The sequence below is a fragment of the Aquimarina sp. AU58 genome (assembly GCF_900312745.1).
In the GTDB taxonomy this organism is placed as follows: Bacteria; Bacteroidota; Bacteroidia; order Flavobacteriales; family Flavobacteriaceae; genus Aquimarina; species Aquimarina spinulae.
In genome coordinates this window covers 1,314,171-1,335,365 of sequence record NZ_OMPD01000014.1, presented here as the reverse complement: position 1 = coordinate 1,335,365, position 21,195 = coordinate 1,314,171, and the positions used below count along the sequence as shown (strand labels likewise).

Here is a 21,195-nt window from a genome sequence, read left to right as displayed (position 1 = left end):
AAAACAGGGATGTTTTATACCCTATTTACCGGTATAATATATTTAGAATCTATCAAAAGTACATTAATATTCTCTGCGATACTTTTCTTTTTCTTTAAGTGCAATAGCCTGTTTTCCGTTTCCGGTTAGGAATTTCGTTTTTAAGGTAATTCTTTCTTTTAGTCTTTGAAAAAATACAATGAAGTGTAAATGTGGCCCTGTAGCCCAACCAACATCACCGCTATACCCAATAAATTGACCTATCTTTACCTGATCACCGATGTTTACCTGTGCTCCATTTTTTTTAATATGGGTATACTCGGCAAAAGTACCATCGCTATGATAAATAAGAATAAAATTATTATACTTGGCACAATCTGCAGAAGTGCAACTTTTACTAAAACTTTCTTCGATATCTACAACTACTCCTTCTCGTGCTGCATAAACCTTAGTTCCTACAGGCATTTTAAAATCTAATGCATTTTCATTTTGGTGAGAAGTAGCTCCGTTATATCCCTGAGATAACCAATATTCTTCTCCTTTTTTAAAAGGTAAGTAATATTTAAAACTGGTATCGTATTTTTTTTGGTTATGATCCCCATGATTATAGATAGATTCGTATCCCAGTTTTATGCGTTTTTTTCTATCAATTACCTTTAGATCTGTAATCGTATGTCTTTTTGTTTTTGCCGGTACTACAAAAACTTTATCACTACCATTAGTAGATGTTAGGTTTTCTAACCTGAAATCTATTTTTGCAGATACCGGAGTATATTCATCATTATCTGCCAAAATCTTAAACCCATTTTCTGTTTCTTCATAATAGAGTTTAAAATTATCCTGGGAAAACATACCTATAGAAAACAGGTAAAAAATAAGAAGTAAAGTACCTTTCATAAGTTTTATTTTATCTAAACAACTACAAAAACTATACCGATAGCAATATGTTAATCAACCGATTAACCAGATATCATTGATAAAAAAACCAAATCAATATATCCAATATATGAATAAACAATTGGTTTTTTTATTACTATAAGGTACCAAAAATTTTAAATTTATCTAATTCTAGGTTAAATTTAGTAGTTAAATTTATACATAACTCCTCCTAAAACTTGTATATCCTGAACCGGGAAATTTACCCAACGTTCATAATTATCTCCTGCCAGATTGTTTCCTTTAATGAAGAAAGATAGTTTATCACTTAATCGATATCCCAAATTTACATTAGCGTCAAAATAAGAATCCAGAGTTACAATAGATTCTGGAACTGTAGGTAAAGAAACGACTTGATTATTAATATCTTTTCGTTCACCAACATAAAACAACTGTGCACCTATGTACCATTTTTTATTGATTTGGTAATCCATAAGTACTGAAGCTTTTAGTTCAGGGAGGTTCCATGCTTCTTGTTCGTCTTCTGAGCTATAATTAAAATATTCTCCAGAAGCTCCTAGCTTAAATTTTTTGCTAATTTCAAAATTTAACTCTCCATACCCTATTAAGGTATTAACATCGTCATAGCGATACGAGAATGAGTTTCCGTAATCAAACCCTTCTCGTTGTAATGTTGGTCTAACATTATTAACAAATAAAGGTTTTTCATCTTCTGAAATATAACTTCCTCTAAAGTTATAACTCACTACATCAGATATTTTTCCTTTTAATCCTATATACGCATCATACAACATGTTTGTAGGTTCTATGACCAAAGTAGGAGATACAAAAGGATTTTTTTGTACCGCATCCCGGTATGTATTTTGTTGTAAATCACCTTCAAGTCCACCATAAGCAATAACAGCTTCTTCTAATAATCTATAGGAAGCAGTTACTTTGGGATAAATAAAGAAATCATTATCACTATTTTCTGTATCAATACTATAATATACTGCTGCCCCAAGATTTACAGTAAGATTATCTCTTAATATCACAAGACTTGGGTTAACTCCAACATTTAAAATACCATATTCGTTAGGCGTTTGGAACGCAAGATCACGATCGAAACTTCCTTTTAAATAATCTGCAATAAAATTAGTTGTGATTAGGTTATCTCCTATTTCGAACTCAAAAGTAGGTTTTGCTATCACATGGTGTTCTACAGAGCTTAAAGCATCACCAAAATATCTATAGTTTAACACAGCTTTCTTAAAATACAGATCATCAAATTGAAGTTTCCCTCCTAGTTTTGCTCCAAAATAACTCTGTTGTGGATCAATTGCATTAATCTGTTCTTGTGTTAATGAAGGAATATCTGGTAATCCATACCAATTATATAATTGGTGTTCTGCTCCTACTTCTATCCCATATGTATAATCTCTTGTACGAGATGTATAATTAAGATCTAAAAAGGTATTATAAAATTTATCATCTAATTGCACTTCTTCTATACCTCCTTGTGATGAGTTATGGTGCAAATACAATCCAATATTATCTGATCGGTTAAGTTGAAAATTACTGTAAAACTCTGCAAGAACCGATGTAAAATTCCCAAATCCTAGTGTAGCATAGTTATCATAGATATCTATGGGTTTTGGTCTATCGATATTGGCGGCTCTTCCTTTTGCAGGTGTGTATGTAGATGCTACTGGTACTGAAAAAATACTATATCGTATTTGCTTTTTCTGCTGTGTCACAGAATCATTAAGAACGGGAGTAGATTTTACTTTAAATGCATCACTAATTGTTGGTGTGTATGCTTTTACAATAACCACACGTTCTGTATCCAGGGTTTCATTTTCTTTTTCCTGGGCAACGCCCTTTATTCCAATTATAAAAATTGACACAAAAAGTAACACTCTAGACCTCATAGGTCTTGAAGACCTGTGAGGTCTATTCAATTTCTTAAAATATGTAAACATACAATACAACTCGTTTTACTAACTGATTATTACTGTTCGGTTTGGATGGATGAATTTGTTTTTGCCTCTTCGGCTTTGATTTTTCTTAGTTCGGTTTGTGCTTCATCGATTACCTCGGGAAAATCGGTAAAATTTTTAGTTACACTTTCCAAAATATATGTGGCTTGATACGCATCTTTAAGTCCGTAAAAGTTTTTGGCCATAAGTACCAGTCCTTTAGAACCATATAATCGATATCCGGGAAAATCTTTAGACAATTTTTGAATGGTTTCATTAGAAACCTTGTAGTTTCCATCTAGGTTTTTAAAATATGCATTATAGTATAATGCTTCGGCAGCCAATTCTCCTGTAGCAATTTTTTGTACCTCGGCATATGCTCTCTTTGCACGTTGCATATCTACAGTCTTAAATGCTGCGCGGGCAGTAAAAATCTTAGCATCACTTTTTACATCATTTTGAATTTTTGGATTCGCCAAAACCTTATCAGCATATTCGATAGTTTTTTGATAATTCAACAATTGATAATAAGACTTCATCAAATTAGATTGTGCAAAAATAATATTTTGTGGATAATCGGCATCACTTTCTAAACGTTCTAACACTGGGATTGCTTTTTCATATTTACGATTCTCCAGATATACTTGTGAGAGTCTTGCCAGTGCTTGTTCTGTAAACTCGGTTCTATCCTGTTGCAATACAAATTCGTAATGTGGGATTGTTGCATCTTTATTTCCTTTCTTGAAATACAGCTGCGCCAGGTGAAAATGACTTTTAAGAGCGTGCAAACCATTAGGGAATTCACTGAGGTATTTCTCAAAACCGCTAATCGCACCATTATCATTATTTTCTACAAACTGTTTTTCTGCAGCTTCAAAAGCCGTATTATCCAGATCGGCATCACTAACATCTACAAAACTTAATCCTTTTACCCAACTAGCATACTCATTTGTTCTTCCTAAATCTACGTAGATTAATCTTGCAGTGTTCACAGCCTGGATTGCTTCATCAGTACCGGGATATTCTGCAACTACCTTTTTAAATTTAGACAAAGCTCTGTCTCCTTGATTTCCATTATAATAAATTAGTCCTTGCTTTAGCAATGCTTTTGGCACATATGAACTTCTGGGTACATCTCTAATTAGACGATCATAAGCATCAATACCTCGCTGTGTTTTATTTTCGGAAACATACACATCGCCAAGAGCAAACATAGCATCATCCCGATATGTGGATCTTGGGTACATTTTTAAGAACATTTCTAGGTCTTGGATTTTTTTATTATGCTTATTTACAAAGCCATAACTAATTGCTTTTTGATAATGTGCATAATCAGAATCTGGTCCATTCTTTTTAATTGCCAGGTTATAGGCTTCCATTGCCGGCCAGTATTTACTAGAAATAAAATGGCTATCTCCTAATCTTAGATAGGTATCTGTTTGTCTTGCTTCATCGGCTTGGTTACTTTTAGAGAACGTTTCAAAATATTGAGCCGCCTGGGGATATTGTTTCAGCTTGAAATAAGTATACCCCAAATTATAATCTATATGTTCATACTCACTAGTCGATGACGCTCCTGTACTGCCTTGAAATTGTTTAAATCCAATTAAAGCATCATCAAAATTGTTTAGTAAGTAATCACTTTCGGCTTTCCAGTATATAGCTTTTGCTGTAAATGCAGGATCTACTTGTTCTTTTAGAGATTTATCAAAATAGACTATTGCTTCTGGATAATCATTTTCAGAATACAATTCTATCCCACGGTAAAAAGCTACTTTTTGATATACTTCTTTATCTGCAAAGTTTCTACTTCCTTCGAGCAGATCCATCGCTTCTTTATAATTCTTTGATGTGATATACGAACTGATCAGTAGTTCTTTGATCTCTTCTTCAAATTCTGTGTTAGGGTATTGATCTAAATAGGATAGCAAAACTTTTGGAGCACTCTCGAAAGAGTTTCCTATTTCATAGCTCAATTTTGCATAGTTATAGGTAGCATCTTCCTTGATTTTAGCTTCAAAATCCATTTCTGAAGCATTTTTAAAAGCATTTAGTGCTTGCTGTTTTTGATCTGTTTTAAGATAAGATTCTGCCAGGTGATAATATGCATTTTGGGCAGTAGCATTACGCCCATCTACAATTTTATTAAATTCTGAAATTGCATTCTCATACGCTCCTTGTTTATAATACGCATAACCCAATAAATAGTAATCTGTATTGTTCCATTTGCCTTTTCGTCCTTTATACTCTTTAAGATATGGAATTGCTTTATCATACTGACCAAGGTTAAAATAACTCTCTCCTATAATTTTATTTAACTCTGATCTTTCTGAACGTTTCGATTTAGGTAATTGTACCAATCCTTCATTAATTGCTTCTTCGAAATTTCCTGATTTGAAATTCATGTCACTCTGGAAATACGATAAATTCTTATTGTATTGATCAAGATCTTTTACTTCATCAAACAATTTATCAGCCTCTTTATAATTATCTCCTTCGTAGGCTATAAATCCGAGATAGTATTTTGCTTTAGCGCTATACTCTGGAGAATCTTCTACGCGATTTAAAAATTTCTTCGCTTCGTTAAATCGTTGAATTTTGAAATAGGCATACCCATTATTAAAATTATATTTCTCCTTTTCTGCTCGGCCTAAATTACCTTCATCAACTTTGTCATACCATTTACGTGCGTATGCATACTTACCATTATCAAAATAGTATGTTGCTGCATCAAGGTATGCTGCATTACGCTTAATACTTGTAGGGTATTGTACTACAAAATCTTCTAAAAGTTGATCTGCTCCTTTTTGATTTAACCATACTGCACAATTTGCAATATAATAAGTACAATCAGCATCAATATTTTCATCTGTAGAGGCATCTTTAACCTTATCAAATAGGTTTTGAGCGGCCAGAAATTGTTTATTATTATACAATTCGAGAGCCTGATTATACAGTACTAATTCATTGGTGTAAATTGCGGATTGCTGTGCAGACATATATGTAGACAGAACAATCACAAAAAGCATCGAGGTGATGTATTTGTTCATTTAAGTAAGTATTACAATCTAAAAAGTAAATATCGTTTCCCGCGAATAAATTTTGTGTTAAAGATACCCTAATCTTCATTTTAATAACGAAATATTTTAGATATAATTACATAGTAAATTTAGAATTGTGAATACTTTATGAATATTAAAACTTTACTTTTTGCATAATTTGCCAGAAACAGATCAATAAAATTGATAGTTTTAGCTTCAATTTGAAGTATTGGGTTTCTAGAAATTAAAATATTTATTATGAAACTCTGTTATTTGTTTAAAGTGAAGGAACTTGTTTAAACTTTTTTAATTAGAGTGAAAGTTTTAGATGAATTCTATTAAAAACTATTTCCATACCTGATTTTTTTAACAGAAAACTTTTTACTTTTACCAAAGTATATTAATTCAGAATCATAAACTATGTCTAATACGGTATTAAGCCTCAAAAATGCTTCAATTTATCAACGCGAAAGCTTAATTCTTTCTGATGTCAATGTAGAAGTAAATAAGGGGGATTTTGTATATCTTATTGGTAAAACTGGTACAGGTAAAAGTAGTTTCATGAAAACGTTGTACGGGGATCTTCCTTTGTTAGAAGGTGAAGGGAGTATTGTTGACTTTGATTTACCTACCCTGCAAGAAAATCAAATTCCTTTTTTACGCAGAAAATTAGGTATTGTATTTCAGGATTTTAAATTGCTTAATGACAGAACTGTAAAAGGTAACCTTTTATTTGTCCTTAAAGCTACAGGGTGGACAGATGAAAAAGGTATGGACAGTAAAATTGATGATGTATTGGATAAAGTAGGTATGAAAACCAAGGATTTTAAATATCCATATCAATTATCAGGAGGAGAACAACAACGTATTGCTATTGCCAGAGCATTACTTAATGATCCTGAGCTAATATTAGCCGATGAGCCTACCGGAAACCTGGACCCGCAAACATCTGTCGAAGTTATGGAAGTTCTACGGGATATCAATAAAAATGGTAATACTATACTTATGGCAACTCACGATTATGCATTATTGCTTAAATATCCTTCTAAAACATTAAAATGTGATGGAAATAAGGTATTCGAAGTGGTACAAAGAAAAGGGTAAAAAGAGATCTATATGTTTTAATAAATCTAGAGTTTCAAGTTGATTTTGTTATCTGTTTTCTACATAAACATTAAGAAGAATACATTTACCTAGAGTGACTACCCAACTCGTAATCCATTTTCAACCTTTAAATCAGGACTTAACAAAGTTACTTCTTTATCTTCTCCTACTGCACCTAGGACTAAGCATTCACTCATTATATTAGCAATTTGTTTTGGCGGAAAATTAACTACTGCTATGACTTGTTTTCCTATGAGTTCTTCGGGTTGTTGGTAGAGTTTCGTGATCTGCGCAGAGGTTTTTCGTTCTCCCAATTCGCCAAAATCAACAATCATTTTATAGGCTGGATTTCGTGCTTCTTTAAAAATTTCTACATGTATTATAGTGCCCACTCGCATATCTACATTCATAAATTCTTTCCATTCTAAATCTCGATCCATTATTTTTTACTTCAAATTATTTCTTAAAAGTATTGAAGTTCTGTTAAAAAATAACACTTTAAGTATCGATCCTTCAAAAGAGCAGTAAAAACCGTATCAAAACAATGTTTTTTGCGTATTTGATCGTAATTAATTGTATTTTACCGATATTTTGTTGTTTTTTACAAGCGTAGTTACAGGAATTATTCTTACATTTGTACTATACAAACAAAATATTGTATACAATAATTTGCCCCAAAATATAGAATTAGCCCCAAATACCCCAATGCATACCCCAAAATATCGACGATAAATCCCGAGTTAACTCGGGATTTTATTTTTAATACCAGTTATAGTTTTGACTTACTGTAATAAAAAACCCCCAAGAGGTTCTCGGGGGTTTTTTATTTTTATATGTATACCTTAAAAGAGTTTAAACAATTTTATTTCGTTTACGTTCAACTTCGGTTAAGTAAATTTTACGTAACCTCAAAAAGTTAGGAGTAACTTCTACGTATTCATCTTTTTGGATATATTCTAAAGCTTCTTCTAATGAAAACTTGATTGCTGGTACAATTTTAGCCTTATCATCTGCTCCAGAAGAACGTACATTTGATAATTTCTTTGTTTTGGTGATATTAACCGTCATATCATCACCTCTGGAATTTTCTCCAATCACCTGTCCTTCATAAATATCTTCTCCCGGATCTACAAAGAATTTCCCTCTATCCTGTAACTTATCAATAGAATATGGTATTGCAGAACCTTTTTCCATAGAAACTAATGAACCATTAATACGCCCAGGAATATCTCCTTTAAGTGGCTGATATTCTTTAAAACGGTGCGCCATAATTGCTTCACCTGCAGTTGCTGTCAATAATTGATTACGTAAACCAATAATTCCTCTAGATGGTATCATAAATTCACATACCATACGATCTCCTTTGGCTTCCATACTAAGCATTTCTCCTTTACGCATAGTTACCATTTCTACAGCTTTTCCTGATACATGCTCAGGTAAATCAATAGTTAATTCTTCGATTGGTTCACATTTAGTACCATCTATTTCTTTAATGATTACTTGTGGTTGTCCTATCTGTAATTCATATCCTTCACGACGCATGGTTTCAATCAATACTGATAAATGCAGTACACCTCGTCCGAATACCAAAAACTTATCTGCACTATCTGTATCATTAACTCTAAGCGCTAAATTTTTCTCTAGTTCTTTTGCTAATCTTTCTTTAATATGTCTGGATGTTACAAATTTTCCGTCTTTTCCAAAGAAAGGAGAATCATTAATTGTAAACAACATACTCATCGTAGGTTCGTCGATAGCAATAGTCTTTAATCCTTCGGGATTTTCTATATCTGCTACAGTATCTCCAATTTCAAAACCTTCAAGTCCTACCAGTGCACAAATATCACCAGCTTCTACTTTTTCTACCTTCATTCTTCCAAGGCCTTCAAAAGTGTGAAGTTCTTTTATTTTAGATTTTTTTATTGTTCCGTCTCGTTTTACCAAAGAAACCTGCATCCCTTCTGTCAAAGTTCCTCTTTGTAAACGTCCAATAGCAATACGTCCTGTAAATGATGAGAAATCTAACGATGTGATCAACATTTGAGGAGTTCCTTCTTCAATTTTCGGAGCAGGAATATGCTCAATTACCATATCAAGTAGAGGTTCGATATTATCTGTTTCGTTCTTCCAGTCATCACTCATCCAGTTATTCTTAGCAGAACCATATACTGTAGGAAAGTCTAATTGCCATTCTTCTGCACCAAGTTCGAACATTAGATCAAATACTTTTTCATGTACTTCGTCTGGTGTACAGTTTTCTTTATCTACCTTATTAACCACAACACATGGTTTTAGCCCAAGGTCAATTGCTTTTTGCAGTACAAAACGAGTTTGTGGCATAGGCCCTTCAAAAGCATCTACCAAAAGTAGTACTCCATCTGCCATATTCAATACGCGCTCTACCTCTCCTCCAAAATCGGCGTGACCAGGAGTATCTATGATATTAATTTTGGTTCCTTTATAAGTAACCGAAACGTTTTTTGAAGTAATGGTAATACCTCTTTCGCGCTCCAGGTCATTATTGTCCAAAATTAAATCACCTGTGTTTTCGTTTTCACGAAATAATTGACAATAGTACATAATCTTATCTACCAACGTAGTCTTACCGTGATCTACGTGAGCAATTATCGCAATATTTTTTATAGCTGTCATAAACGCCTCATTTTTAAGGGTGCAAAGGTACGAGATATTTTGACAGGTTGTATACGAAAATTTTAATTATTAATAAATAGGGGAATATTATTCAAAAAAAACAAAAAAAACACTATAACCAACTCATTGTCTATTAATTAGCATCTTTTCCGAATGTCCATCCTATTGAAAAACTGGCAATTGGTGATATGTAAGTCTCCTTATCATTAAATCCATAACCAACTCCTAGTTCCAAATTCCAGTTAAGTTTTGATTCATAGGTTCTCTGTATTCCCCATACAGGGCCAACTACCCCATTATAATCCGACCTTGTTTCTAAATCACCAATCAAAGGATCTCCAATGCTTAGATAGGACGACAAAGCCAGATAATTTCCAGAGTTATTAGCTATTCGCTTTCCTTTTTGTTTTCTTCTTCTAAAATTATAATAATAACGATATGCGCCTTCAAAATTAGGGAAAATCCCATATTCAGAGCCACTGGCATCGCTATATACCCAAGCGAATCCTGTACCCACCCCAACACTTAATGAAGTTTTAGAAGTTAACCCTACTTCGTATCGTAGTCCTGGCATTATTATATTTGCAGTAAACATATTTTGTGTCCCTTGTGCATTATTAGTACTGGTCTGAGCATTACTACTAAAAACACCCAATATCAAAATAGTGAGAAATATTTTTTTCATGTATAAAAGCTTAATTGATAAAAAAAATCTATGAATCAAACTTTATACCAAAAGTTAATGGTTAAATCGCTTATACATTAACAAAACTCATATCTTTGCGCCATAAAATAAGCTATCATGCAATTAGAAAATATTCCAAACCTTAAAAACCTTGATTCAAACAACTTTTTTCTCCTGGCCGGACCCTGTGCTATTGAAGGAGAAGAGATGGCATTACGTATTGCAGAAAAAGTGGTTACTATTACCTCTAAGCTCAAAATTCCTTATGTTTTTAAAGGGTCATTTAAAAAAGCTAACCGTAGTCGTATTGATAGTTTTACGGGAATTGGTAATGAAAAAGCATTAAAGATCCTACGTAAAGTTGGAGATACTTTTGAAATCCCAACTGTTACTGATATTCATGAAAATGAGGATGCAGCACTTGCAGCCGAATATGTAGATATTTTACAAATCCCGGCTTTTTTGGTACGCCAAACCGATCTTGTGGTTGCTGCTGCAAGAACAGGAAAAACGGTTAACTTAAAAAAAGGACAATTTATGAGTCCCGAAGCTATGCAACATGCTGTAAAAAAAGTAAAAGATAGCGGTAATGAAAATGCAATGATCACCGATCGTGGAACTATGTTTGGTTACCAGGATATGATTGTTGATTTCAGAGGGATTCCTACAATGAAACAGTACGGCACTACGGTACTCGATGTAACACATTCGTTACAGCAACCTAATCAATCCAGTGGTGTAACCGGAGGAAGACCTGAGATGATCGAAACTATTGCACGTGCAGGAATAGTAACTGGCGTAGATGGTTTATTTATGGAAACACACTTCGATCCTGCAAATGCAAAAAGTGATGGTGCAAACATGTTACATCTTGATCACCTGGAAAAGCTATTGAGCAATTTGGTTGCCATTAGACAAACGGTTAATCAGTTATAAATTTTTCATTTCTAAAAACATAAGCCTCTTTAAGGACTTCTATAAGTACCTGATCATTGATATCCTCTATGTTTTGATATCGAAGAGATTTTACATATTTTCTTTTATCAGATTCTAGTTTTTCCTGGTGTTTGGTAAAATACTGCGCGCTCCAAAATCCTACATCTACATAGCCTTTAGTTACATTAAGATAACAGATCGGACTTTTATCCATATAATAAAAAGGAACTCTCCATTTAAACAACAATTCAACTTCTGGTAGTGTCATTTCAACCACCACCTGTAGATGAAGCAATATAGATTTAAAAGGCTCTGATTGTCTTAAAATGTATTCTTCTGCTGGATTCATATTTCAAAAATACGGTTTAAAATATAAATTTCAATCGCAAATCATTGAGGTCTAATACAAGATCAACAGATCAAAAGTACTAAGAATAAGGACAATTTTGCAACAGACGGAAAAACCATAAAAAAACAATTGATTGTCCTTATAAATTGCATTTTTTTCCTATGATCCATTTCAAAAGTAAGCTGTTAAAATTTAGATTTACAAAATGATCTTTACTTTTTTTTACACACTTTTTCTTCAAATGATTAGGCAATTGAAGCCTTTAATACTGATGTGAAAAATGTGTATCAAATGTATTAAATACTTAATTAAAGTTTTTAAAATAGTTGCTAGCACTAATTGAAAACGTACTTTTTTATTATAAGGATAATGGAATGATTTCGTAGCAATTCTAGTCGACAAGAATTCTAATAAAAACATCGCAAAACAATTCTTTTAACTATTAAAAAAATAAAGATTTAGAACATTTTAATACAACCATTTTATAATCTTAAAACTTATTAATTATGAAACAAACAAAAATGCTATCTTATCTTTTGGCAGCAGTACTAGTACTAGTATCCTGTCAAAAAGATGAAATTACGGAACAAATTGACGCAACAGAAAACGATCTTATTGTATCGGATTTACAAAAAAACTCATCTGCATGTGAAACACAAGATATATGTTTTGGCCAGCCTATTCCTGCTGGGTGGGAGCACGTAGCATATATAGACAGTCATGACTGTCCTCCTCCACGACCTCCAAGACCAGGTGATGATCCTGGACCCCGTGAAAATGCAAGAAGAGTTAGTCGTGGTCTCACTCCTCAAATAGTGCAAGGTGGTGGTGATGCTACTGCAGTATGGATGATTGCTACAAAAGTAGGTAAAGATGTGGGAGTAACCACACGTGATCCGATAACTTGGGCTCCGCTGCAGACCTATACAAAAAACTCTACAAATCCTAAAAATAAACTCTTTGTATCATTTACGGGTGGAAAATGGACATGCTCACTAACATTAGCCACCCAAAATGAAAAAAATCTTTTTACTTCCCCCAAAGGTCTGTTATATACAATTTACAACCTAAATGATGGATGTGGTAAATGGTCTACAAAATTAATCAAAGGAAAACAAAAACCTCCAACTGATCCATGCCGTGGGCCCCAATGCCCATAAATAACAAAAAATGCTTTAATCAAACTATTTAATAGACTTAGATTAAGGTAAACATTATCTGTAGAACCGCAAATTTCACATGAAATTTGCGGTTTTGTATTTCTTTCCTTTTGAAGTGGTTTAGACTTTTTTATAAAATAGGTCAAAATCCTTTCGTAACAAGTGCCATCACAAAATCTGATTTTATATCCATTTATGCTAAAAAAATATCCAACCAATATTAATCATATGTCTAGACCTATTATATCGAAAGCATTCTAGAATACAACAAAGCACATTAAAATTTGCACAATTCAATATTTTAACTTTACTTTGTATTTCAAAGTACTTTTTAATATGAGCACAGAAGAATACTTAAAAGACATTACAGAGATCAAAGATATGATGAACAAATCATCTCGTTTTTTCTCACTTAGTGGTTTATCAGGAATAATGGCTGGCATCTATGCGCTAATTGGCGCTGCTGTTGCGTATTATCTGGTTAGTATTAGCGGAAGAAACTACCTTATTCTAGATGGTAAAATATTTAATTATATCCTATTAGATTTGGTTGCAGTTGCTTTTCTAAGCATTATTACGGCTATCATATTAAGTATTACAAAAGCAAAAAAAAATAACGAAACCTTATGGAATAGTGCTTCCAAACGATTACTTACCGCTTTTTTGATTCCATTAGTTACTGGTGGTATTTATATCATTATAAAAATATCCAGCGATCATTATGGTCTTACCGGTTCATTAATGCTTATTTTTTATGGTCTTGCCCTGGTAAATGCATCAAAATATACAATTGGTAATGTAAAATATTTGGGATATATAGAAATTGTATTAGGTTTGATCTGCGCAATTTATCCTGGATATGGTTTCTGGTTTTGGGTGCTGGGATTTGGTATAATGCATATTATATACGGAAGCCTGATATATTTTAATGAGACTTCAAATTCAAAATCTAAACCATAAAGTAGCAATCCTTATCATATAAATTAGTTTTTGATTTATATATAAATGTAATTCAATCGGGTTAAACTAAATATAAAATTTGAAAAGTTTCTTCCCTCACGGGAATAAAGAATGAAAAATATAATTAACAATATAAACAAAGCTTTTGATCATCGAATTCGATTAGGAATTATGTCGATATTGATTGTTAACGAATATGCAGATTTCAAAACACTAAAAGAGCTTCTGGGAGCTACCGATGGTAACTTAGCCAGTCATACTAAAGCTTTGGAAAAAGAAGAATATATTATAGTAGAAAAATCATTTATAGGCAGAAAACCTAATACAAGGTACAGTGTTACCAAAAAAGGCCGAGAAGCTTTTAAAAAACACGTAGAAGCTATTGAAAAATTACTAAAACAGTAGTTATATTTTTTTTATCATTTTACTTTGAAAAACAAAGTACTTTTAAAATAAAAAAATGAGAGCATTTATATTAGAAACAATTTATGAGTTAAGTAAAAAGCCGTATCAAAAATGGTTTAAAAAACAACCATCCTGGGATATTTCGGTAAAAACACTTATTACATATCCCAAAGGAAGTCTTGGGTTTCATTTAGGTTGCTTTTTGCTACAACATGATTTTAGCCCACAACCCAAATTAGAAAACCATGACGTTTTTCATGTATTAACCAATATTGGTATCTCTGTTTCTGAAGAGGTGGCTATGCAGTATTATCTTTTAGGAAATGGTAAACGCACAATATATCTAATCTCTGTTATAGTACTAGGCACCCTATTCTATCCAGACAAGATCAAACTTTTTAAAAAAGCATATCGAAAAGGCAAAACTGCTTATCCTTTTTACCAACTGGATTACAAAAAGCTTTTACATCAATCTGTACAAACCTTGAAAACCACATTTTTAATCTCATCATTATGAAAATCATACAACCAATTAACAAAAATGCGCTTATCATAGCAACCATAAGCTTTCTTTTGGGAACTTTACTATTACTGTTCTTTTTAATTTCTCAATCCAATATCGTATTAGACATAGGTCTTTTTTATGTGATCATAGCATCAGTTCTTAATGTAATCGTCTTTGTAGGGATCATAACCAATGCCATCATCAACTACCAGTACTACAAAGAGAATTTAACAACGATCATACTGGTCGTTCTCAATATCCCAATTACTATTGGGTATATCATTATCGTAATGAACAACCCATTTCTAAAATATTTTTAATCTCATCATTATGAAAATAGCGCACCCTATTAATAAAATTGCGATTACTTTAGCCCTAGTTAGTTTTCTTATCGGAACCTCCCTATTATTACTTTACATATGTTTTAAATGGAGTACACTATTGCATATAGGAATTAATTATGTCAGAATTGCTTTCCTTGTTAATGCAATTTTTCTGGCATTTCTAATTATTAATGCGCTTTTCTTTTCAAAAGACACCAAAGAGAATCTAATCACAATACTACTCTTTTTACTTAACATCCCTATTACACTTATCTATATCCAAATCGTATAAATATTAATTATTATGAATATTATAGAAAAACAAATACCTTTCATAAAACTATTTACGTTTTCAGTTACGTTTAGTTTATTATTACTAGCAATCAGAATTTTAAAAACAGAATCTTCTTTTTATCTATTCCTGGTCTGGAATCTCTTTTTGGCATGTATCCCTTACGGTATTACAATATTACTAAGCATACGCAAAACAAATCAAATCATTTTCTGGTTAGGTTTTGTGATATGGCTCTTATTTTTACCCAACTCTCCATATATCTTAACCGATTTACAGCATATCAGATTAAGTAACCTACAGTCTGTTTGGTTTGATGTTTTACTTATTCTATCCTTTGCCATTAATGGTTTAATTATTGGTTTTGCTTCTTTATGGATGATGCAAACACTACTTCTTGAAAAATTCTCAAAAAAAATCACAAATCTCTTCTCATACTGCATTCTATTATTGTGTGGTTTTGGGATATATCTGGGAAGAGTATTGAGATGGAACAGCTGGGATATACTTCAAAATCCATCAGGGATTTTATCAGACATCCTAAAAAGAGTTCTATTTCCCGCTCAACATATTAACACCTGGGCATTTACGATAGGTTTTGGTGGTTTTCTAATCATCACATATCGAATGATCCAACATTATCAAGAAAAAAACAATTAAAAAAATACAATCACTATAAATATTATATCTATGGAAACCCAAAAACAAAAAAAGTCCTTTGGTCAATGGTTAAAGACTTCAATTACCGTTCGAATGCTAATGGTCGGAATACTAATTTTAGTATTATTAATCCCTTTGTCTTACATTAAAGATTTAATACGAGAACGCTCTTATAGACAAGAAGAAGTCGTTAAGGAGATTAATCAAAAATGGGGAAATGAAGTACTATTATATGGTCCGATTCTTAAAATCCCATATCAGGTACATACTTTAAAAAAAACCTGGGATGATAAAACAAAATCCTATAACGAAGAAGATATTATTACTATAAAATATGCTTTTTTCTTTCCTAACACATTAGATATAAAAGCCAATATCGAGTCTGAAACTCTGGGAAGAAGTATCTATGAGTCTGTAGTATATACTGCTGATATGAAAATAACAGGCTCTTTTACTACTCCAAACTTCGAAACACAGGATATCGCAGAAGCAGATATCTTATGGAACAAAGCTACTGTGCAAGTGAACTCAACAAACCTAAAGGGTATACGAAGTAACCTGGAACTAAAACTAGGAACAGATCAATATCCTTTACGTTCTCGATATGCACAAAACTCATATACAAACACTCTGGAAACCAAATTTCTAAAAGATAATTCTTTACCCAAAGAAAGTACAGTTGATTTTAGCCTGGATCTCTTGATTAATGGAAGTGAACAATTACGATTTATACCTGTAGGTCGTGAAACCAATGTATCTATGACATCAAATTGGGCCTCACCAAGTTTTAATGGTAATTATCTACCTGATACCAAAACCAAACAAATCTCTGATCAAGGTTTTAAAGCCAATTGGAAAGTATTACAAATCAACAGAGAGTTTGAGCAGGAATTTTTTGGAGAACTGCCACATATTAACGCTTCTGCTTTTGGTGTAAAATTACTGATCCCGGTAGATGAGTATCAAAAAAGTGAACGTGCTGCCAAATATGGATATCTGGTGATTGCACTTACTTTTCTGGTATTCTTCTTAATCCAGGCAATAAGTAAAATCCATATTCATCCTTTTCAATATTTAATGATTGGATTAGCATTAACCATGTTTTATACATTATTGATTTCTATATCAGAACATTCAAGTTTTTTACAAGCATATGCTATAGCGGGTAGTGCAGTAGTTTTACTAATTTCTATGTATTCTAAAGCAATACTTAAAAGCTACAAATTTATGGGATTCATAGCCGCTTCTTTAGCAGCTTTATATGCATTCATATTTGTAATCATCCAATTAGAAAACTATGCATTATTAGTAGGAAGCATAGGGTTATTCCTAATTCTGGGAACTATAATGATGATATCCCGTAAAATTGATTGGAAAAACGATTAAATAAGGCATATAAAATTAGCTGGTTAGTTAGTTGATAAAAGTCGTGCTTCATATTTTTGAAGTGCGGCTTTTTTATCTACTTTTAGTTCTTATAAAAAAACAGATGAAAAAAACCATTTATATCTCTATCATAGCATGTACTACATTAAGTATGTTTTCGTGCAAAACAGATTCTAAAAATGAGAAGAATCTGACTAAAGAGATCACATTTACCAAAGAAGGTGAACTTTCTTTATTTGATCTAAAGGATTCAATCCCAAATCCAATAACCAAACTAGATATCGAAATTGCCGACTCTGATTACGAAAGAGAAACAGGCTTAATGTATCGCAAATCTATGCAGAAGGATCGGGGCATGTTATTTATTTTTTCTGAAGAAGCTCCACATTCGTTTTATATGAAAAATACAAAGTTCCCTTTAGATATCATATTTATAGATGCAAAAAATAAAGTAGTAAGTATCCAAAAAAACGCACAGCCTCTTAATGAATCTTCATTACCATCTGAAGGACCAGCACAATATGTGCTAGAAGTTAATGCTAAACTTACTGATACCTGGAATCTTAAAGCTGGTGATTCTATTTCTTTCACCAAGATGTAAAAAACAATCAAACCTCACAGGTTTAGAAAACCTGTGAGGTTTGAAAATATACATAAACAAAAATCCTTTCTAATTGCTTAGAAAGGATTTTTTGTAATTATAACTTAGAAAAAGATTATTTTTTCTTCTCTTCGGTTACTTTTTCTTTAGTCTTTAAACCAACTTTACGTACGGTATCATACATTACCGGAGTTGCAATAAATAGTGACGAATAGGTACCTATAATTACACCAATAATTAACGAGAACATAAAACCTCTTAATGGCACAGCGAATATAAAGATCGCTATAAGTACTAATAATGTAGTTAAAGATGTATTTAAAGTACGACTTAACGTACTATTTAAAGCTCCATTAACATTTTTATCCAACGGTCTTCCAGTATGCTCGTTGAAGAATTCCCTAATTCTATCAAATACAACCACGGTATCATTTAACGAGTATCCAATTACAGTAAGTATAGCTGCAATGAACGCCTGGTCAATTTCCATATTAAATGGCATAAATTTATAGGTTAGTGAGAATATCCCTAGTACTATTAATACATCATGGAATACCGCCGCAACCGCACCTAAACTAAACTGCCATCTTCTAAATCGCAGTAAGATATATAGGAATACAACTATAAGAGACGCAAGTACAGACCAAAATGCTGCTTGCTTAATATCATCAGCAATTGTTGGTCCTACTTTCATAGAATGCATAATACCTACTTGCTTATCATCTCCGCCATTAGCAAATTGATCATAAGTCAATCCATCTGTTAAATAAGGCTTTAAAGCTGTAAATAATTTGTTTGAAATTTCTGCATCTACTTCTTCACCTGTTTCATCAACTTTATACTTTGTCGTAATTTTTAGTTGATTATTTGTTCCGTAAGTTTTTGCTTGTGCACTTTCAAAAGCAGCAACAAGATCTTTCTCTACTACAGCAGGAACAACATCTTTTGCAAAACGAACAGTATACGTTCTTCCTCCTACAAAATCTACACCTTGATCCAGTCCATTAGTAAATAAAGAACCAATACCTGCTACGACAATAATACCAGAAATGACATACGCAATTTTACGTTTCTTTAAGAAATTAACATTAACGTTCTTAAATAAGTTTTTGGTTGCTCCTGTAGAAAAAGCCAGCTCTTTACCATTTTTACCATAACCATCTATAAATAATCTGGTAACAAAAATCGCTGTAAACAATGAGGTTAAAATACCTATTAATAAGGTAGTCGCAAATCCTTTAATTGGTCCTGTACCAATAACTAATAAAATAAGACCTGTTAGACCTGTAGTTATATTTGCATCAAGTATCGATGATAATGCATTACTAAATCCATCTTTAATAGCATCTACCTGAGATTTACCTTTTGCTAGCTCTTCTCTAATTCGTTCAAATATTAATACGTTTGCATCAACCGACATACCAATCGTTAATACGATACCCGCAATACCAGGAAGCGTTAATACCGCTTTTAATCCTGCTAATACTCCAAAAATAAATAAAATATTAACCACCAAGGCCACATCTGCAAAAAGTCCAGCTTTACCATAGTAAAACACCATCCAGATCAGAATCAATACTAATGCTATTGCAAAAGACATGACACCACTATCAATAGCTTCTTGACCTAATGATGGTCCTACTACTTCACTCTGTATAATATCTGCAGAGGCTGGTAATTTACCTGCTCTTAATACATTTGCCAAATCCTGACCTTCTTCTATAGAAAAGTCTCCAGTGATTTCACTTCTTCCTCCACTAATCGCTCCTGTTGTAACTCCTGGAGCAGAATATACTATATCATCTAATACAACTGCTATCTGACTGCTTTGATTAAAAGCACGACCAGTCATTTCTTCCCATTTTTTAGCTCCTTTACCATCCATTTGCATGGTAACTGTTACTTTACCTAATTGGCTATATTCTTGTCTTGCATCTGTAATAACACCACCACTTAGTTCGGGCTCATTATCTCTATTTCCTTTTATAGCATATAAATCTAAAAACTCAGAATCTTTTTCTGGTTTTCCCCATGCAAATTTCATAAAACGTTGCTCTACCGGCAATAAAGCTTTTACTTTAGGATCATTAAGATATGCCATAAACTGATCTGCATTCTTCTTCTCTACAGTAGCCACTACTGGTCCCCCTTGTCTTCCTTGTCCTACAATTAGGTCAAACAATGGATTTACCTGTGCTTCAATATCTGTAGAATCTTCTGCATCTTCTAATAAGTTTTCGATAGCTGCGTCAGCATCAGTTGTTGTAGAATCAACTTTTGCCGTATCTACCTGAGTAGAATCTACTACCGTTTCACTAGTTTCTGCAACTTTTTCTTTTATTTCATCTACACCTTCAAGCTCTTCTTTAATCAAATTATTAGCAGCAATAAGATGATTAAAAACTTCTTCCATCTTATATACGTCCCAAAATTCTAATTGAGCTGTACTTGTTACCAAGCTTTTTACTCTCTCTATATCTTTTGCACCAGGAAGTTCTACCAAAATACGACCAGATTCTCCTAAACGCTGGATATTAGGTTGTGTAACTCCAAACTTATCAATACGCTTACGTAATACTTCGAATGCAGATATTACAGACTCGTCAATCTTACGTTTCAGAATAGGCTTAACCTGCTCATTGGTCATATCATAAGTGATATCATCACTTAGGTTTTTGTTTGCAAAAATATCTGGTGATGCTAATTTTGCATCCGGAATTTTTTCAAATTCGGTAAAGAAATCATCGATATAATTATTCTGACTATTTTTCTGCACCTCATCGGTAGCAAGCAAAGCTTGATTAAACGATGGGTCTTTAGATTTATTAGCTAGCCCACTTAAAATATCTTTTACAGAGATTTGCAGAATAACATTAATCCCTCCTTTAAGGTCAAGCCCTTTATTAAGTTCTTTATCCTTTGCATCATTATATGTAATCCCGGCAAAAATTTCTTCTTTACCTATAGAATCTAAATAATTACGCTCTGCTGTCTCCCTTAATTTTGAATAATCTTTTACGCTTTCGGGATACTTTTGCTGTGCATAAACTTCAGCTTCTGCCTCTTTTGTATATGCCATGTATGTATATGACAATTGGTAAACACATACCAAGCCAAATAAGATAGCAAATACCCTAACAAGTCCTTTATTTTGCATTATTTATTTATTTTGGTCAAACCTTTTAAAACGAGTAATTATATAATGTACTCAAGGTTTGACAATTATTTTTAATTATTTAATACTGTGTAATTAAGCTTTATCAAACTATTGACAAAAGCTCTATTTTAAAATATGGTAGTTT

General features: G+C 32.6%; 19 protein-coding genes. 11 read left to right on the top strand and 8 right to left on the bottom strand.

All coding sequences use genetic code 11. The features are described from left to right. Positions 1-63 precede the first annotated feature (63 nt). From DK441_RS17135 to DK441_RS17125, 3 genes are all read right to left on the bottom strand, one after another. The gene (locus tag DK441_RS17135) at positions 64-876 is read right to left on the bottom strand and encodes a M23 family metallopeptidase (RefSeq protein WP_109851781.1); all 813 of its coding nucleotides are present in this window, start codon (positions 874-876) and stop codon (positions 64-66) included. Positions 877-1,058: 182 nt separating this feature from the next. Next, positions 1,059-2,837 carry a TonB-dependent receptor gene (locus tag DK441_RS17130; RefSeq protein ID WP_235015785.1) on the bottom strand — a complete coding sequence of 593 codons (1,779 nt, stop codon included), beginning with the start codon at positions 2,835-2,837 and terminating at the stop codon, positions 1,059-1,061. Positions 2,838-2,866: 29 nt separating this feature from the next. Beyond that, positions 2,867-5,884 (bottom strand): tetratricopeptide repeat protein, encoded by a 3,018-nt coding sequence (locus tag DK441_RS17125; RefSeq protein WP_109851779.1) that lies wholly within the window; start codon positions 5,882-5,884, stop codon positions 2,867-2,869. A 411-nt stretch (positions 5,885-6,295) separates the two neighbouring features. On the opposite strand from DK441_RS17125, the gene DK441_RS17120 reads away from it, so the two are divergent. Continuing rightward, positions 6,296-6,979, top strand: a complete 684-nt coding sequence (locus DK441_RS17120; protein ID WP_024768942.1) for a cell division ATP-binding protein FtsE — start codon at positions 6,296-6,298, stop codon at positions 6,977-6,979. A 98-nt stretch (positions 6,980-7,077) separates the two neighbouring features. On the opposite strand, the gene DK441_RS17115 is transcribed toward DK441_RS17120, so the two are convergent. The 3 genes from DK441_RS17115 to DK441_RS17105 all read right to left on the bottom strand — a co-directional run bounded on the left by DK441_RS17115 (position 7,078) and on the right by DK441_RS17105 (position 10,316). Then, positions 7,078-7,419, bottom strand: a complete 342-nt coding sequence (locus DK441_RS17115) for a tRNA-binding protein (RefSeq protein ID WP_109851778.1) — start codon at positions 7,417-7,419, stop codon at positions 7,078-7,080. 412 nt (positions 7,420-7,831) lie between these two features. Continuing rightward, the gene (typA, locus tag DK441_RS17110) at positions 7,832-9,631 is read right to left on the bottom strand and encodes a translational GTPase TypA (protein WP_109851777.1); all 1,800 of its coding nucleotides are present in this window, start codon (positions 9,629-9,631) and stop codon (positions 7,832-7,834) included. Between the two features lie 133 nt (positions 9,632-9,764). Next, positions 9,765-10,316 (bottom strand): hypothetical protein, encoded by a 552-nt coding sequence (locus DK441_RS17105; RefSeq protein WP_109851776.1) that lies wholly within the window; start codon positions 10,314-10,316, stop codon positions 9,765-9,767. Between the two features lie 117 nt (positions 10,317-10,433). Here DK441_RS17105 and kdsA point away from each other — a divergent pair, with 117 nt between their 5' ends. After that, positions 10,434-11,252 carry a 3-deoxy-8-phosphooctulonate synthase gene (gene kdsA / locus DK441_RS17100; RefSeq protein ID WP_109851775.1) on the top strand — a complete coding sequence of 273 codons (819 nt, stop codon included), beginning with the start codon at positions 10,434-10,436 and terminating at the stop codon, positions 11,250-11,252. Here kdsA and DK441_RS17095 read toward each other — a convergent pair. Continuing rightward, complete coding sequence (locus tag DK441_RS17095; RefSeq protein ID WP_109851774.1) at positions 11,239-11,601, bottom strand: DUF1801 domain-containing protein; 363 nt, start codon at positions 11,599-11,601, stop codon at positions 11,239-11,241. The genes kdsA and DK441_RS17095 overlap by 14 nt on opposite strands. 506 nt (positions 11,602-12,107) lie before the next feature. On the opposite strand from DK441_RS17095, the gene DK441_RS17090 reads away from it, so the two are divergent. From DK441_RS17090 to DK441_RS17055, 9 genes are all read left to right on the top strand, one after another. After that, complete coding sequence (locus DK441_RS17090) at positions 12,108-12,761, top strand: hypothetical protein (RefSeq protein WP_109851773.1); 654 nt, start codon at positions 12,108-12,110, stop codon at positions 12,759-12,761. Between the two features lie 336 nt (positions 12,762-13,097). Further along, the gene (locus tag DK441_RS17085) at positions 13,098-13,721 is read left to right on the top strand and encodes a hypothetical protein (RefSeq protein ID WP_109851772.1); all 624 of its coding nucleotides are present in this window, start codon (positions 13,098-13,100) and stop codon (positions 13,719-13,721) included. Positions 13,722-13,832: 111 nt separating this feature from the next. After that, complete coding sequence (locus DK441_RS17080; protein WP_025666597.1) at positions 13,833-14,126, top strand: transcriptional regulator; 294 nt, start codon at positions 13,833-13,835, stop codon at positions 14,124-14,126. A 55-nt stretch (positions 14,127-14,181) separates the two neighbouring features. Then, positions 14,182-14,643, top strand: coding sequence for a Coq4 family protein (locus DK441_RS17075; protein WP_109851771.1), 462 nt, complete (start codon positions 14,182-14,184; stop codon positions 14,641-14,643). Then, positions 14,640-14,951, top strand: coding sequence for a hypothetical protein (locus DK441_RS26675; RefSeq protein ID WP_160112144.1), 312 nt, complete (start codon positions 14,640-14,642; stop codon positions 14,949-14,951). Before DK441_RS17075 ends, DK441_RS26675 begins: the two co-directional genes overlap by 4 nt. A 10-nt stretch (positions 14,952-14,961) precedes the next feature. Continuing rightward, the gene (locus DK441_RS17070) at positions 14,962-15,246 is read left to right on the top strand and encodes a hypothetical protein (protein ID WP_074408301.1); all 285 of its coding nucleotides are present in this window, start codon (positions 14,962-14,964) and stop codon (positions 15,244-15,246) included. Positions 15,247-15,258: 12 nt separating this feature from the next. Beyond that, positions 15,259-15,906 carry a DUF1361 domain-containing protein gene (locus DK441_RS17065; protein WP_109851770.1) on the top strand — a complete coding sequence of 216 codons (648 nt, stop codon included), beginning with the start codon at positions 15,259-15,261 and terminating at the stop codon, positions 15,904-15,906. A gap of 30 nt (positions 15,907-15,936) precedes the next feature. Further along, the gene (creD, locus tag DK441_RS17060; protein ID WP_109851769.1) at positions 15,937-17,292 is read left to right on the top strand and encodes a cell envelope integrity protein CreD; all 1,356 of its coding nucleotides are present in this window, start codon (positions 15,937-15,939) and stop codon (positions 17,290-17,292) included. A 103-nt stretch (positions 17,293-17,395) separates the two neighbouring features. Beyond that, entirely contained in the window at positions 17,396-17,893 is a 498-nt protein-coding gene (locus tag DK441_RS17055; protein ID WP_109851768.1) for a DUF192 domain-containing protein, read from the top strand. A gap of 115 nt (positions 17,894-18,008) precedes the next feature. Here the strand turns inward: DK441_RS17055 and secDF are convergent, their stop codons facing one another. Beyond that, positions 18,009-21,050 carry a protein translocase subunit SecDF gene (gene secDF, locus DK441_RS17050; RefSeq protein ID WP_109851767.1) on the bottom strand — a complete coding sequence of 1,014 codons (3,042 nt, stop codon included), beginning with the start codon at positions 21,048-21,050 and terminating at the stop codon, positions 18,009-18,011. Positions 21,051-21,195 lie beyond the last annotated feature (145 nt).

Coding starts and splice junctions, on each gene's coding strand:
- DK441_RS17130 (WP_235015785.1), bottom strand. CDS start 2,837: ATGTTTACATATTTTAAGAAATTGAATAGACCTCACAGGTCTTCAAGA.
- DK441_RS17105 (WP_109851776.1), bottom strand. CDS start 10,316: ATGAAAAAAATATTTCTCACTATTTTGATATTGGGTGTTTTTAGTAGT.
- DK441_RS17080 (WP_025666597.1), top strand. CDS start 13,833: ATGAAAAATATAATTAACAATATAAACAAAGCTTTTGATCATCGAATT.
- secDF (WP_109851767.1), bottom strand. CDS start 21,050: ATGCAAAATAAAGGACTTGTTAGGGTATTTGCTATCTTATTTGGCTTG.
- creD (WP_109851769.1), top strand. CDS start 15,937: ATGGAAACCCAAAAACAAAAAAAGTCCTTTGGTCAATGGTTAAAGACT.
- kdsA (WP_109851775.1), top strand. CDS start 10,434: ATGCAATTAGAAAATATTCCAAACCTTAAAAACCTTGATTCAAACAAC.
- DK441_RS26675 (WP_160112144.1), top strand. CDS start 14,640: ATGAAAATCATACAACCAATTAACAAAAATGCGCTTATCATAGCAACC.
- DK441_RS17115 (WP_109851778.1), bottom strand. CDS start 7,419: ATGGATCGAGATTTAGAATGGAAAGAATTTATGAATGTAGATATGCGA.
- DK441_RS17085 (WP_109851772.1), top strand. CDS start 13,098: ATGAGCACAGAAGAATACTTAAAAGACATTACAGAGATCAAAGATATG.
- DK441_RS17095 (WP_109851774.1), bottom strand. CDS start 11,601: ATGAATCCAGCAGAAGAATACATTTTAAGACAATCAGAGCCTTTTAAA.
- DK441_RS17055 (WP_109851768.1), top strand. CDS start 17,396: ATGAAAAAAACCATTTATATCTCTATCATAGCATGTACTACATTAAGT.
- DK441_RS17065 (WP_109851770.1), top strand. CDS start 15,259: ATGAATATTATAGAAAAACAAATACCTTTCATAAAACTATTTACGTTT.
- DK441_RS17070 (WP_074408301.1), top strand. CDS start 14,962: ATGAAAATAGCGCACCCTATTAATAAAATTGCGATTACTTTAGCCCTA.
- DK441_RS17135 (WP_109851781.1), bottom strand. CDS start 876: ATGAAAGGTACTTTACTTCTTATTTTTTACCTGTTTTCTATAGGTATG.
- typA (WP_109851777.1), bottom strand. CDS start 9,631: ATGACAGCTATAAAAAATATTGCGATAATTGCTCACGTAGATCACGGT.
- DK441_RS17125 (WP_109851779.1), bottom strand. CDS start 5,884: ATGAACAAATACATCACCTCGATGCTTTTTGTGATTGTTCTGTCTACA.
- DK441_RS17075 (WP_109851771.1), top strand. CDS start 14,182: ATGAGAGCATTTATATTAGAAACAATTTATGAGTTAAGTAAAAAGCCG.
- DK441_RS17090 (WP_109851773.1), top strand. CDS start 12,108: ATGAAACAAACAAAAATGCTATCTTATCTTTTGGCAGCAGTACTAGTA.
- DK441_RS17120 (WP_024768942.1), top strand. CDS start 6,296: ATGTCTAATACGGTATTAAGCCTCAAAAATGCTTCAATTTATCAACGC.